The following is a 13,221-nucleotide window of genomic DNA, read 5'->3' on the forward strand; positions in this document are numbered from 1 at the left end:
GCTCTACCCCAAAGCGCGCCCTTCCATTATGGTCACGCTTGACGAGCCGCCTTAGCGGCCGCGTTGGGGGGAAGTCTGTGAAGTTCTTACGTAAGCTAGTTGGCCGGCTGTTCGCCTGGCTTGCGCCGCCCGTGGCGGAACCGAGCGCGGTTGTTCAACACCTTCTCCTCAGCTTCGAAAGCGTCGGAGGGTCCTTGCCGGACGGCGATGCGCGCCTTGAAGAATGGGACCTGGAGATCAGCGAGGCGATCGAGCAGGGTTACATCTCGCCCGGTAGTGGCCTTGATGCCTTCTATAGCCTGACACCCAGGGCGCTCGACTATCTAGCCGCATCGCGCATGTGCCCAGGCGCCGATCTGGAGCAAGTCAGCCTGGGGCGCTCACCAGCATTCGCGCACCCGCACAACGCTGCAATTTGAGATTGCCCATAGACCAGTCTTGCGCTTATTCGGATGGGGCCGGATGAGCCCCCCTCAATAAAGGTCCGGCCGCCGTTCTTCGTCGCGGACGCAGGCGCGACGAAGAACGGATGCCTCAGGCAGCGATCCTCGACAGAGCCATGCGACACAGCTCCACACCCTCCGGCGTGAGCCGATATCCCTCCGCATAGTTGGTGGCGACCGCGCCCGCGCCTAGCTTGGTTCGCAGCCGGCTCATCAGCTGACGCAGCCAGCAGTCGGGATCTTCCCGCGAACCTATAGCCCTGGGGCCATGGACGGCGGCGCGGATCGTCTGGCGGTCGGTGGCGGCTGGAGCGTTCACATAGAGAACAGCGGCAAGGCTCGCTTCGCGCCTCGTGAGGCTAAGGCCGTCCTGAAGGGCGTCGGCGACGGCGCGGAAAGTCGCCACCCGCCGATGCGCCCGCAGTTCGTCCTGCAACGTCGGTGCGGGATCATCCGGACACGGGGTGAAACGCTGCGTGATTGTTCCATCCTCCGCGTGCTCGACGCGGACGACATAGACCCCAGGGCCGATCGGAAGAGGCTGCTGCATCATTACCCCCCCATGCCGGCAAAGCCGGTTTGCACATTGCCCGATGCGTTGACCGCCCCCAGGCCGCTATTTCGAATGGCCACGCCATCGGCCACGCCTTCGCCGACGAAGAGGTTGTCGGTGACAGTGACGGCGATATTGGCCGGCAGCCCGCTATCGAGCAGCAGACCGTCGCGCTGAAGGGCGCCTGCGCCGCGCTGGATGCGGTTGCCGCGATAGATCGCGGCGGCTGGCCCCGGATAGCTTGCGTTCTTGATGATCCGCAGCGGCGCAGAACAGTTCTCGACGTTGTTGCCCTCCATCACCACGCCCGAGCCTTCCTCGTTGCGGATGCCAGGACCAAGGCAGTCGTGAACCCAGTTGTAGCGCAGGGTGTGCCCCGATCCGCCGTGCACGCTGATCCCGTCACCCGGGCCGCGCGTGATCGACAGACTGGTGCCCGTCGCGGTGATCTCGTTGAACGAGCAGTCGTGCAACGAGCCGCCGGGCGAGTGACCATCATCGCAGCCGAAGCCCAGGTAGCAGTCCCGAAGCACAGTCCGCTGGCCCTGGGGCGACCACATCTGGCCCAGGAAGTGGCGCACGTCGTGGCCGTGCAGTTCGAAGTTGCTCGTGCCGATGCTGTAGAGCTGCTGATCGCTAAGGTCGGCGGGGATCACCAGCACCTCGGCGTTGGCGTCGCGGCCGGCCTCGAGGCGGATCTGCAACGCGCCATCCGCGTGCTGGAACGAACGGTCCTCGGTCAGGGCGCGCGAGAAGACCTGGACGGGCGCAGCGTCGAGGCCATCGCGATACCACCAGATCATGCCCAGGGCGTTGGCCCGAGCCAGAGCCGCTGTCTGCGCCGGATAGGCGCCGGTATAGGCCAGCGCCATCGGGGCGGCGCCCCACCAGCGCGGCTTGCCCAGGCCATAGGTCATGGCGCGAACCGGTTTCGCCGCCGTCATGCCGCCCGTCAGTGCCGTGATTGTCCCAACCATGAGGTCGCCGCCCTTGGACCGGATCTTGTCCCACGCGCGGAAAGCTTGGCCCGACAGGAAGGCTTGAGCCGCGGGCTTGGGGGAAGCGGGATTGAAGCCGGTATTCCCCGCCTGACCATCGGCCGCGCAGAACCATTCCGTGGTGCGGCGACCCATCGCCCACGCTTCGACGGCGGCTATCTCGTCAGCCGTCAGCACGCGGTTGTAAACCAGCAACGCCATCAGGACGTAGTTGCCATAGGCGGTTGACGCCTGCCGGCCGACGTAGGTGAAGGCGGCGGCCGAGACGCCAGCGTTGCCGCCGCCGTTGGCCGCCACGCCGTCGACGCGGGCGGCGTAAGCCCCCGTGGTTCCGTCGTGGGTCACCACCAGCGTGGAGATCCGGTTTGTCGTCAGGGTGGCGTTTGCCACTGGCGTCGCAGCGACGGTGCTGCCCATGTTGAGCGAAACCGACGTCGACGACGTCTGCCAGAGGAACCGGCTGCCCGAGCCCAAGATCGCCTTGTTGGCGCTGGTGTCGAGCGGCTGATAGACCGCAACGATCGTCCCATCGGTCATCGGCAGGGCCGGGGTGATGTTCATGTGCTGCGAGTTGGCGCTAGTGAACCGAACGCCTTGCAGGCCGCCCGGGCCATAGCCCGCTGCGATCGTCGGACTGTTGGCGAGCGTAGCCTGGGTCAGGGCGTAGGCCGTGCCGTACGCTCCGGCCCAGGCCGTCACCTGGCCCGATCCGTTGGCGGTGACGCCGACGTCGGACAGCCAGGCCGCCGTCAGGCCGGCGATATCGGCCGGGCTTCGCACCGCCTGGACGGTGATCACTGGGCGCAGCACCAGATCGGAATAGGGCGCGCCAGCCTTCACCGCGCGCAGGATTGGTCCAGGCCAGGTGTGCGCGCCGCCCGGGCCGAAAGTGCCCGGCGTCAGAAGCGTGGCTCCGACCACCAGATCCTGGCCCGACAGCGCAAAGCGGCCGTCGCTGTCGTAAATCAGCTCAACGCTGTAGCCGGCGGGAGCCGATACAGCGCCGATCACCGAACCAGGGGCGACCGTGTCGGCGATCGAGGTGGCGGTGATCGCCATGCCCGAAGGGGCATCCGAAGTCGCGACGGTCAGATTAAGGCCTAGCGAAAGGCCAAGAGACATACCGGCCATCAAACGTCCTTTACCGCGATCTTCTCGCCATCTGCGGTGACGGCGAAGTCCCGAGGAACGCCAGCAGGCACGAGCCAGCCGGCGTCAGAGCCCGCCACGGGATTAGGCCCGAAGTTCACCCACACCGCGCCCGTAGACACGATGCTCCAGAACTGCCCGGCGGCGCCAGCCAGCGTTGATTGGGTTGACGCGGCCGCCGAGGCGACGGTGTCGACGCCCGATGGCACGGAGTCCGGAACCGGCATGGTCGCGCCGGTGCGCGCGCGGGCCTGAACATTGGCCAGCACGATATGAACAGTAGCCATGTCGGCTCCTTGGTTGGGCTTGGGATGGGCGGATTAGGGCTCGGAGGGGGCGTCAAGGATTTGCGACAAGCGCTCGGCCTCGGCCGCAACGCGAACCGGCACGTAGGCAAAGACCGACAGCAGATTGCCGATCTGCGTTTTGACCTCGCCCCCAGGCAGGCCGTCGAACGCGGCCCGTAGATCCACCACCAGGCCGTGGGCCGCCTCACTGGACAGGGCGGCATGGGCGCTGTCGATGAACGGCCGGCTGTAGGTATCCTTGGCCAGGTCGAGGGCAGCCTGCTGGGCTTCCAGCTCGGCGAGAGTGGACATGATCAGTTCCTTGGTTTGCCTGAAGGTCAGTTTTCCGACGTCACCAGGCTGTAGCGCTGGACGACGCTGTCGGGCTGGCTGGAGTTGCCCGCGACGGTGCTGAAGGACCGCGAGGTCACGGCCACGCGATAGGTGCGGTTGGCGACGCCGCCCGCCGTATCGGTGAAGGTGAAGGCGCCTGAGATGCTCTCGCGGAACATCGTCCGGCCAAATTCGCCGTCGTAGTAGAGGTAGTCGAAGTTTCCGCTGATCGCCTTGGTGTCGACCAGCGTCTCAGCCTGACCAGCGATAGTCCGATAGAGCGCAAGCCCGACTGTGTACGTCCCGGAAGCCGACTGATTGCCTGCTCGCCAGCCCTCGCGCGAGCCGACGTATGACCAGTTCACCGTGATCGGCTGGCCGTTGGTCCCGAAGGGGCCAAGGGTCAGGCTCGCAGGCACGCTCAAGTCCGTCCCAGTGGCGCTGTTGCTGAAACGGCCCGACATGATAGAGCCGCCGAAGTAGGCCCCGCCAGCGTTGTCCAGCCAGAACGTGGCGTTGCCCTTGGTCATCTGCGCCTGGGCGATGGAAGGCCCAAACCACATGACCAAGTTGCCGCCGGCCCCAAAGCCGGGGCCGAGACAGAGCTTAGCGCCGCCGACCACGATCTCGATCGGCCGCGCGAAGCGCACGACGTCGCCGACGATCGTCAGCACGTCGAACACTGCGCCACCAACCGCCGTGGCCAGGGAAAGGGTCTTGGCCACGAGGCGGACGATGGAATTACCGCCGCCAGCCGCCACTTCGACCTTGGCCTCGTCCGAGCCCGCCGCCGCCGTCCATTTCAGGTAGGCGGCCAGCTTGCCCGTGTGATCAGCCAGGGTTCCGGCTTGCGCCGTCACAGTCGAGGTCAACCCGCCGATCTGCGAGGTATGGGTGTTCACCGAGGAGGTGAGCGCACCTGTTTCAGATGCGCGAATAGCCGCCTCGGCCGCAATCTGTGCCAAGGCCGAACCGGCATTGCCGTCAGCCCGGCGCCCCTTGATCTCGCCCTCGGTGGCCGGTCGTACCGCGACCCTGTACCAGCGGATGCGCTTCGCCACCTTCGGGGAGACGGCCGCGAAGTTCGTCATGCAGTAGAGGTTTTTCGCCTCCGCAGCCGCGATCTGAACCATCTTCCGGAACCGGCGAACACCAGGACCCAAAGCCCCCGTGACATCGCCGATGTCCGGATCGGTAGCGCAGTCGATCTGCTTTCCGGCCTCGCTCGGACCCCAGAACAGGACGCAAGCGCCCGACCATGTGCCGCTTTGCAGCCAGGCGTCGGCCTCGATCACATACCAGCCGGGAGCGCTGTAGATGCCGAACTGCTGGATGCCGTGGTCATCAGTAGTGGGCGCATCGACTTCGTAGGCATACAGCCCGACTTCCCCGCCCTGGCGAGTACCAAGATCTCCGCGCGTCCAGTCGAACCACGAGCCAGGAACACCGGTCGTGGTCGGATAGTCCGAGAACACCGGGTTCTTGTTCAGCACGCCGGGGCCAACCGACGCCGCAAGCGTTGAACTTTGCTGCGCCGCCGCCGCAGCAGCCGTCGCCGCCGCCGATGCCCCAACAGCAGTCTGGGCATGCCCGCCCGCCGTCTGGGCTTGATTAAAGGAGGCCGTCGCCGACTGTGCGGCTTCGGCGCTCTTGGCAACGGCGGTCGACGCGGCGCCAGCGGCGGCAAGCGACGAGCCCGACGCGTCGGCAGCCTTCGCGGTCGCCTGCTCGCGGGCCAGCTCGGCAGCGTCGCGGGCCGCATCCGCCGCGGCCGCCGAGGCCGCAGCCGAGGCGGTGTCGCCATAGGTCTCGATCAGGTCGAGAATGTCCTGCACGACCTCGCGGCCCTGGACCGTGCCGGCGTCGACGCCGCCGACGGCGACTTCGCCAAGATCGGTGCCCGTACCCGCATTCTCAACGCCATTGGCCGTGATGTAACGGATCCGAACTTGATACTTCGCTCCCGCCTCCACCCCAGTGACAATCAGGCGGGTCGTTTTCGCCGAGAAGGTTTGGGACTGCCAAACGCCATAGGTCACCGGCTGGGTCGGGAAAACCTGGCGGTAGTCGACCACTACCGATACCGCCTCGTAGAGATCGGCCTGGCCCTCGACCACGATCGCCGGCAGAGCACCACCGGCTCCAGCCACCTGCCCGGCGATCAACTCGAACGCGGTCTGCGTCGGCACCGGCACAATTGCCGGGTCATACGAGGTCAGCTGACGAGAGGATGGCGGATCATTTACTTGGCCAAGCGCGTAGCCGTGCTTGGCGTCTGTCTCGGTGCGCATCGTCCAGCCGACGGTCTTGGTCGACATCTCCCGGGTGCGCTTCAGCAGCCGGATCTTCTGGCCGTTCAGACCGGTCTCGGGCGCCTGGATGAGAGCGCAAGAGCCCGGCGGCACCCACCGAAGCCAAGGCTTCAGCATGAGCACGATGCCGTTCAGTTCACGGGCGTCCTCGATCGCGTAGCGGCACAGCTGCCCGACCTGGATCGCCTGCTGAACCAGCGGAAGGCCCAACTCGACCGACCGCTCCTCGCCATCCGCGTCGACGTACGCGGCCACCTGGACCGGCGCGTCGGGGGTGACAACCTCCCAATCCAGCGCTTCTTCGGTATAGGACGGCCAGACCGTGTTGATCGCCTCGTCGGCAGAAACCTGCGCCGGGACGGTCGCGGTCCCGACGATGTCGTCATCCGTCACCGTGACGAGGCTCGCCGAGGGCGCATTGACCAAGCACGAGATCTGCGATCCGCCCAGGATCGGCGTCGCCGCACCCGACTGCAGGATCGCCTTCAGAACCTCCCACGTATTGTCGGCGCTGGTGACGCTCCCGCCCATCGTCCAGCCGTTGGCGTCACAAACGTTGGCAAGATGTACGAAGGCCGGAATGTCGATCTCGTCGGCGAAGGCGCCGAGGCCCAGGATCAGGATCCCGCCCGAGCGCCGCCCGATGATCCAGGTCAGACCGTGCAAGCCGGGGTTGGCCGACCATTCCCAGGTGGTTTCGTCGTCTATGCGATGGGGACCATTGCCGCCCGGAAAAGTGCTGTCCTTGCGCGGGTCATAAACCTTGACCCAGCGTCCCACCATGCGCGGCGAGGGCACGCCCGAGGCAAAGCGCTCGGGGTCATATTCCAACGCCCACAGAGTGGCCGCATAGCCCGACAGCTTGTGCGCCGCCGTCCACTCCGAGGGCATCCCTCCATGATCGGAGGGCGTGTCCTTGGAGCCGACCGCCGTCCAACGCATCCACCCCTCAGTGGCGAGCCCCAGCTGGCGCTTCTGCCACATCCGATTGAGGTAGTAGCCGGAGGCGCCCTCACCGCTGTCGGCGGTGAACGACACGGTCACGCCGTTGCACTGGAACGCTTCGAAACCCTGGATCGGCCCGGCGCCGCTATAGACGGTGGCGAAGTTCAGGTACTTGTTGCCCGAACCAGACGACTGGTTGAACACGATGTTCCCGCCGATCGCGCAGCGGCCCATGCCATAGGGCACGCCAGCGCGGGGATCGGCCTGCCACTGAACGGTCGAGCCTTGGTCGCGGATTTTCGGCGTCATAGCCTCGGTGGCCTTGACGACCGCATAAGCCTCGACCGCGAGGGTCGCGGCTGCGGCGACGTTGGCGGCGGTCGCGGCGGCGCTGACGGACATGCCGATCGCGCTAGCGACCTGGAAGACCGTCTGGCCGACCCAGGCGGCGACGGCTAGGGCTGCTTGAGGCACGGCGGTGCGCTCCACAGGATCTTGATGTCGGAGGGGGCGGGGCGGGCGATGCGGCAAAGCCCGTCCACGTTCGAGAAGGCCAGGACGTGGTTCTGGTCCATCACCACGCCGAGAGCGGGCCAGTCCTCGCCGCTCGGCAAAGCGACGATGTCGCTGGGCAGGGCGTAGGCCCAGCCGAGGCGTGGAAGGCCCAGATCGTCGATAGCCGCTTCCAGAGACGCGAACCCGGTTCGCCTGATAGCGCGCCGGGCGCCCAGGGCCGTGCGGTAGAAACCGCCCCTCAGAAGGCGGGGCGCATAGCCCATGCCGAGTGCTGCGAATGCGGCCAGGCGGACGCAGTCGTAATGGCCCCATGCGAAGGCGTGGCCTTCGAACGCGGCGCGCGTGGCCTCTGCCACCTGGACGCGGAGATCTAGCGGATGGATCATTTCGTCACCCCGAAATAGGTGGAGCCGTAGAGGCGCGCGTAGGCGGCGGCCTGGGCGGCGCTTAGCGAACTTGTGGGCGTCGATGAGCCCCAGGGGATCGTCCGGCTGACGCTTTGCATGAACTGCATGCCCTTCTCGCCGGGCTTGCAGCGCTGGTGCGTACCGTGGTTCAGCCGCACCCCCTCTCGAGGACGCAGGAACCGGGCAAACCGGCTCAGAACGGTGACGGTCAGAGAGCGGACGCCCTTGTCGACCGTGTTGGTCGGAACGTCGCTCTGGCCGATCATCAGCGGGATCGCGTCGCCGATCGGCCGACCGGTGATCGGATCAAGCACCACTTCCCAGATCCGCACTCGCCGCTTGCCGGCGGCCGACAGCGCGGCGGTGACGGTGTTCACCAGCGCCGGCGGGGGAAAGAGCACGAACGACGTCGTGGGCACTTCGGCGGTCACGCCGTCGCTGATCGGGCCGACGGCGCCCAGGACGCCGTAGTTCCCGTCGAAGGGCGTGAACTCGGCGGCCTGACCGTCGACCGGGAAACTGAAGGGGGAGTGCTCGCTGAGCCGCAGGGGTCCCGTCGGAAGGTCCCACTCCAGGCAATAGGGCATCATCACCGCCGAGCTTTTCAGTGCGGCGGCCGTCGAGGGCGCGAGGCTCATGGCGGTTACTGGATCTCGGTGATCATGAAGCTGACGCCGGTGTGTTTCAGCCGAACGAGCGACCATTCGACGTTCCCGGTCTCCAGCTTTCCCTGGATCTGGGGGTCGGCGAAGTTGAGGGCGGCGCCGTCGGCTGGCCGCACGCGGATCATGGGGCTGATCGGCAAAAGCGCCCGGCCGTTGGCGTCGACCAAAGCCTCCCCGCTGGTGCAGTAGAGGAAGCTTTCGCCCGAGACTGTGAAGCTGAAGAACGCGAAGCCAGGAACCGTCGAGCCCGGCGTCAGGCCCTTGACGGCCAGCCTGGCCCCAGTCTGGCCTGCACCATCGACGGCCACCGTCGGCGGGATCTCGGCAAGGTCGGCCTGCGGCCAACTCAACGAGATCGGCCCGCCCTCGGTCTTGTGCGCGACTTGGGCGGCGCAGAACCGGCGGGCGTCGACAGGGTTCAGCTCTGGGATCGAAACCTTCACGCCCCACTTGCCGGGCCGGAGGATCGTCTGAACCTTGCCGACCACGACCGGTTCCATGTCGGCGTTGGCGTCGACATAGAAGGGCTCGACCTGCGCCGTCTTGGGCAGGCGAGGAACCTGGAAAGCCATCTGCTATCTCCAGCCCAACCGGGCCTTGGCTTGCTGCGCCAGCCGGGCCTGGGTGAGCGCCAGCCCGCCTTGCGCGCCACGGGTCGCCGCCCGGGTTTCGCTGGCGTCGATCTGGTCGTTGATCTGCATCAGCAGATCCTCGGTCATGACCGCGCCGCGCAGGTCGAACACCGGGCCGCCGCCTCGGAAGGTGGAGCCGGCCGCCAGCGCCGCCGGCGAGGATCCAAGGATCCCGCCCTTGGCGAAGCCGCCGATCCGGCCGGAGTTGATCGCTTCCAGCAGCGCGCGGTGCTTTCGCGTGGCGGCGGCGTTGACGATGAACTCGCCATCGCTGAACCGCGCGAACTTGCCCTTGCCGTTGCTGGCTAGAATGCTGTCGGAGGTTCCGGTGCCCGGTCCCTGGAGAAGGCCGCCGCCGGCGAAGCCGCCGAGGTAGCCGCCGTCCTTGAAGCCGAACAGCGCCATGGCCGCCTTGGCGATCCCGCCGCCCGCCTTCTTGGAAAAGGCCTCAGCGAGGCCCTTGGCGGCCCCCTTGAGAAGCGACTGCCGCAGCTGCTCGCCGAAGTAGGCCAGCAGACCCTTCGCGCCGCCCCTGAAGGCCGCGTCGAGCGCGCCGTAGGTGGCATCGTAAATGCGGTCGTACTGCTGCTGGCGCATGGCCTCCAGGGCCTTCGCCAGATCGGCCACGCGGTCTTCGCTGCTGACCAGACCGCGCTCGTTCGAAGTCACGTCGACCGGGCGGCCGACGTCGGCGTTGATGTCGAAGAAAGTGCTCGGGTCGACCGTGGCGGGATCGATCTCCCAGCCCTTTATCCCGCCCTTGTCTTTGCCCTTTCCCTTGGGCTTGGCGGCCGGCGGCGCCATGGCCGCCTGAAGCGCCTTGGCCTCGTCGACAAACTCCTTCAGGTCGGCGTTGCCGAGATCGACGATCGCCTTCTCAAGCTCGCCCATCCGGGCCTTGGCGGCCTTGATCGAGTCCGCCAGTTCCTGGTCGCTCTTGCCGCCCGTGTACCAGTTGGCGATCTCGCCGGCGAAGAACCGCTTGGCGCGGCCCATCTGTTCCTGGAGGGAGCCGTGGTCGCCGAAGCCGAAATCCTGCCCGAACGCCTCGCGGCGTTGCTGCGGCAAGCGCCGCTCGTTGTTCTGGATCTGGGTCGAAAGGTTGGCCCGCTCGCCGAGCAGCTTGTTGATAGCCGCGGCCTTCTGCGCAGCGGCCAGTTCCCAGAGCTTGGCGGCCGCCTTACCGACCTCGCCAGCGAAGGCTGTGATGCCCGGCACCGCCCCGGCGGCCTCCTTGCCCACGCTGGCCAGTTTGCCGGGAGTGGGATCGAGGAGCGCCCGGGCGTCGGCCAGCGAGCCCTTCAGGTCGTCCGTCGTCGCCTGTAGCCCAGCCACGTCGCGCTGGGCTACGGCGGCCTCACCAGCGACGCTGGCGATCGCGATGCCTACGGCGGTGATCGCCAGACCGACAGGACCGCCGAAGGCCGTCAGGATCGCGCCCCCAGCGCCCCTGGCCGCCACCGCCGCCTTGCCGGCGTTGGTGACGAAGCCGACGCCCAGGGCGACCCCGAGGATGGCGATCGCGGGGATCAGCACGCCGATGTTGTCGGCCAGCGTCTTGATCGCAGCCGCCATCGTGGCGCTCGCGCCGGAGGCCTGGTCGCCCTCCCCCACGTACCTGACCAGGGCGTTGCGCAGCTGGGTCAGGGCCTGGGCCGTGGTCAGGCTCGACTTGGCCGCGCGCTCCTCCAGCTGGGCCGAACCCTTCAGGAAGGCCGCGAAGAACTCCTGCGACGAAACCTTTCCGGCCAGCACCTCGGCTCGCAGCTTGGCGACCGAGCCGCTGAAGCGGTCCGCGCCGGCCGCGACAGCCTGCAGGATCGGGAAAGCGCCCTCGTTGATGCTGTTGAACTCTTCGGCCCTCACCGTTCCGGCCTGGAGCGCTTGGCTCAGCTGGAGCAGCGCGCCCGACGCGGCGGCCGGATCGCCGCCCTGGATCCGCAGGGCGTTGGTGACGCCATCGGTGAACCGCAGCAGGTCGGACTGGCTCGCGCCCAGGGTCTTGGCCGCCTGGGCGGCCCGGCCATAGAGCGTGCCCAGCGTCTCAAGTTCGACGCCGTTCTTCTGCGCGGAGGCGAACAGCGCCTCCTGGACCTGCGCGAGCGCCGCGCCCTCGACGCCGGCCACCTTCAGCGAGTTGGTGAACCGCGTGTAGGTGTCGGCGATCTCGGCGACCTCGCGGGCGCTCATCGCCGCGCCGAAGGCCGAGGCCACACCCGCCAGGCCGGCGCGCAACTTGTCGGGATTGAGGCTGCTGGCGAGGTTGTCGTTGGCCGCCTTGAAGTTCTTCGAGAACCTCCAGGCCCGGTCCTCCATCTTCTTGGACCCGCCGTCGACAACGCCGACCGCCTTGGTGAACTGTTTCTCCAGGCTGCGAATGTCGGCCGAGACTTGCAGCAGCAGAGCGTCGGCGTCCTTGCGAGCCATGCGTCACCCCTTGGGATAGATCTTGTTGAGGGCCTTGCGGGCGCCGGCCGTCAGGTCGCGCTTCGTCGGCTTCTTCCAGGCCCGGTAAGTCGGGAAGAAGCTCGGGCTGGCATCGACGTGGGTTCCGTCGCGAGCGCGGTGGCCGTGCTCGATGTTGCCGCCGATGAACTTGCCGTCGGCGTCGCGGGCGTCGGCCGTGATGCGGTAGCTCAGCGGCCGATCGGGATTTTCGTAGGCGCGGATGCTGTCGCGGAACTTGCCCGGGTCATCCGACTGCGGGTCGACGGGGGCGGCCCGTTTCTGCCGCCCCACCAGCTGGTCGACCTTGCGGTAGAGCCTGCTGTCGACCTCTTCCTTCATCGCCGGGGGCAGGCGCTTCATGCGCGCCAGCGCTCGCTCGATGTTCTTCATGCGGCGCGCCATGGCGTCACCCCCATTTGGCCATCAGGGCGTCGTGCTCCTCCGGCGTCGGCGGCTTGGGCGGCTCCTCGGCGCAGTTGGCCGCCTTCCAGCCGGTGACGGCGGCGGCCAACTCCCATTCGGTCAGGTCGTCGACCTGGCGCGGCGACAGGCCGATGACCGCGCCCAGGCCGTACAGCTGGGCGAAGTCGGTGAGAGCGGTCAGTTCGCGGGGCTCTCCCCCGCTATCGGCTCCCCCGGCTCTTCGTCCTCCGGCGCTTGCCGCGAAGCCCAGAGGACTTCCAGGGCCGTCGTCGCGTGGTCGAGCAGCCCCTGGATCCCGCGCTCGTCGATGTCGAGGCGAACCAGGTTCGTCGCGTCCTTGCTGGTCATGCCGGCCCCTATGAGCCCCTGGTAGATCGGCGCCCGCACGTCCTCGGCGTGAAACTCGACGCCGGCGGCCAGGGCCTCGATGCCCGAATATTTCGAGAGGGCGAAGACAGCCCGGGCCAGCCGGCGCAGCACTTCGCCGATGCCCGTTCCACAGGCCTTCTCGATGCGGCGGATCTCGCCGAGGCGGATACGGAAATCCCGTTCCTCCCCGGCGAACTCGGTGGTGCAGTGGCCCGAGCCGTCCATCAGCCGCCCGCCTGGATCACGGACATGGTGATCTCGCCGTCGGAGCCCAGCGTCATGGAGGTCTGGGCCTTCTCGCCGACGTTGCCGGTCACGGCAAAGTTCGACAGGTGATAGAACCCTTCCCACAGCACGCCGCCGTCAGCCGCCGGGACGTCCATGATGATCTGGCACTTCACCGGATCAGGCGACTTCAACCAGGCCCACATGCGCGGCAGGTCCGGCAGGTTGAGAATGCCGGCGCCGGTAAAGGCGCTCGACAGCGACACCTTCTCGCGCACGATCCAGGACAGCAGGTCGGTGTCTGAGCAGTCGGGCAGATTGAAGTCGTTGGTCGCCGCTTCGAAGGTCAGTTCGCGCTCGGCGTTGATCGAGCAGATCGCCTCGAAGGTTTCGGGGTTTCCGCCCGCGCTGACCTTCAGCACGAGCTTCACGCCCCGCGCATGTTTAACGCCCGCCATGAGGGGGCCTCCTATGAATGTTGGTGGACGCCCTTCCCGGGCCAGGATCGGGGCGAGC

Annotated in this window: 13 protein-coding genes; 1 reads left to right on the forward strand and 12 read right to left on the reverse strand. The window is 67.3% G+C overall.

Annotated features, from left to right (window positions below):
• The first annotated feature begins 194 nt into the window (after positions 1-194).
• Complete coding sequence (locus tag DDF67_RS25290) at positions 195-419, forward strand: hypothetical protein (protein WP_146197988.1); 225 nt, start codon at positions 195-197, stop codon at positions 417-419.
• 115 nt (positions 420-534) lie between these two features.
• On the opposite strand, the gene DDF67_RS09485 is transcribed toward DDF67_RS25290, so the two are convergent.
• The 12 genes from DDF67_RS09485 to DDF67_RS09540 all read right to left on the reverse strand — a co-directional run bounded on the left by DDF67_RS09485 (position 535) and on the right by DDF67_RS09540 (position 13,163).
• Positions 535-996, reverse strand: a complete 462-nt coding sequence (locus tag DDF67_RS09485; RefSeq protein WP_109100638.1) for a helix-turn-helix domain-containing protein — start codon at positions 994-996, stop codon at positions 535-537.
• Positions 996-3,053, reverse strand: coding sequence for a right-handed parallel beta-helix repeat-containing protein (locus tag DDF67_RS09490; RefSeq protein WP_158278018.1), 2,058 nt, complete (start codon positions 3,051-3,053; stop codon positions 996-998). The genes DDF67_RS09485 and DDF67_RS09490 overlap by 1 nt, the downstream gene beginning before the upstream one ends.
• A 71-nt stretch (positions 3,054-3,124) precedes the next feature.
• Entirely contained in the window at positions 3,125-3,430 is a 306-nt protein-coding gene (locus DDF67_RS09495; RefSeq protein WP_109100640.1) for a hypothetical protein, read from the reverse strand.
• A gap of 33 nt (positions 3,431-3,463) precedes the next feature.
• On the reverse strand, positions 3,464-3,742 hold the full coding sequence (locus DDF67_RS09500; protein WP_109100641.1) for a hypothetical protein: 279 nt from the start codon (positions 3,740-3,742) through the stop codon (positions 3,464-3,466).
• Between the two features lie 26 nt (positions 3,743-3,768).
• Positions 3,769-7,494, reverse strand: coding sequence for a phage tail protein (locus tag DDF67_RS09505; RefSeq protein ID WP_146197989.1), 3,726 nt, complete (start codon positions 7,492-7,494; stop codon positions 3,769-3,771).
• Positions 7,476-7,922 carry a DUF6950 family protein gene (locus DDF67_RS09510; protein ID WP_109100643.1) on the reverse strand — a complete coding sequence of 149 codons (447 nt, stop codon included), beginning with the start codon at positions 7,920-7,922 and terminating at the stop codon, positions 7,476-7,478. The genes DDF67_RS09505 and DDF67_RS09510 overlap by 19 nt, the downstream gene beginning before the upstream one ends.
• Complete coding sequence (locus DDF67_RS09515) at positions 7,919-8,581, reverse strand: hypothetical protein (protein WP_109100644.1); 663 nt, start codon at positions 8,579-8,581, stop codon at positions 7,919-7,921. The genes DDF67_RS09510 and DDF67_RS09515 overlap by 4 nt, the downstream gene beginning before the upstream one ends.
• 5 nt (positions 8,582-8,586) lie before the next feature.
• Positions 8,587-9,180: a hypothetical protein gene (locus DDF67_RS09520; RefSeq protein ID WP_109100645.1), complete on the reverse strand. Its 594-nt coding sequence runs from the start codon at positions 9,178-9,180 to the stop codon at positions 8,587-8,589.
• Between the two features lie 3 nt (positions 9,181-9,183).
• Positions 9,184-11,667 carry a tape measure protein gene (locus tag DDF67_RS09525; protein ID WP_109100646.1) on the reverse strand — a complete coding sequence of 828 codons (2,484 nt, stop codon included), beginning with the start codon at positions 11,665-11,667 and terminating at the stop codon, positions 9,184-9,186.
• A 3-nt stretch (positions 11,668-11,670) separates the two neighbouring features.
• Entirely contained in the window at positions 11,671-12,090 is a 420-nt protein-coding gene (locus DDF67_RS09530; RefSeq protein ID WP_109100647.1) for a hypothetical protein, read from the reverse strand.
• 198 nt (positions 12,091-12,288) lie between these two features.
• Entirely contained in the window at positions 12,289-12,705 is a 417-nt protein-coding gene (locus tag DDF67_RS09535; protein WP_109100648.1) for a gene transfer agent family protein, read from the reverse strand.
• The gene (locus tag DDF67_RS09540) at positions 12,705-13,163 is read right to left on the reverse strand and encodes a phage tail tube protein (protein ID WP_109100649.1); all 459 of its coding nucleotides are present in this window, start codon (positions 13,161-13,163) and stop codon (positions 12,705-12,707) included. Before DDF67_RS09540 ends, DDF67_RS09535 begins: the two co-directional genes overlap by 1 nt.
• Positions 13,164-13,221 lie beyond the last annotated feature (58 nt).

Origin of the sequence: Caulobacter endophyticus (genome assembly GCF_003116815.1) — a bacterium.
Taxonomy (GTDB): domain Bacteria; phylum Pseudomonadota; class Alphaproteobacteria; order Caulobacterales; family Caulobacteraceae; genus Caulobacter; species Caulobacter endophyticus.

What these genes read in the sequence shown, in the direction of transcription:
- DDF67_RS09510 (WP_109100643.1), bottom strand. Translation starts at nt 7,922, where the DNA reads ATGATCCATCCGCTAGATCTCCGCGTCCAGGTGGCAGAGGCCACGCGC.
- DDF67_RS09525 (WP_109100646.1), bottom strand. Translation starts at nt 11,667, where the DNA reads ATGGCTCGCAAGGACGCCGACGCTCTGCTGCTGCAAGTCTCGGCCGAC.
- DDF67_RS09500 (WP_109100641.1), bottom strand. Translation starts at nt 3,742, where the DNA reads ATGTCCACTCTCGCCGAGCTGGAAGCCCAGCAGGCTGCCCTCGACCTG.
- DDF67_RS09485 (WP_109100638.1), bottom strand. Translation starts at nt 996, where the DNA reads ATGATGCAGCAGCCTCTTCCGATCGGCCCTGGGGTCTATGTCGTCCGC.
- DDF67_RS09530 (WP_109100647.1), bottom strand. Translation starts at nt 12,090, where the DNA reads ATGGCGCGCCGCATGAAGAACATCGAGCGAGCGCTGGCGCGCATGAAG.
- DDF67_RS09520 (WP_109100645.1), bottom strand. Translation starts at nt 9,180, where the DNA reads ATGGCTTTCCAGGTTCCTCGCCTGCCCAAGACGGCGCAGGTCGAGCCC.
- DDF67_RS09540 (WP_109100649.1), bottom strand. Translation starts at nt 13,163, where the DNA reads ATGGCGGGCGTTAAACATGCGCGGGGCGTGAAGCTCGTGCTGAAGGTC.
- DDF67_RS09515 (WP_109100644.1), bottom strand. Translation starts at nt 8,581, where the DNA reads ATGAGCCTCGCGCCCTCGACGGCCGCCGCACTGAAAAGCTCGGCGGTG.
- DDF67_RS09490 (WP_158278018.1), bottom strand. Translation starts at nt 3,053, where the DNA reads ATGGCGATCACCGCCACCTCGATCGCCGACACGGTCGCCCCTGGTTCG.
- DDF67_RS09495 (WP_109100640.1), bottom strand. Translation starts at nt 3,430, where the DNA reads ATGGCTACTGTTCATATCGTGCTGGCCAATGTTCAGGCCCGCGCGCGC.
- DDF67_RS09535 (WP_109100648.1), bottom strand. Translation starts at nt 12,705, where the DNA reads ATGGACGGCTCGGGCCACTGCACCACCGAGTTCGCCGGGGAGGAACGG.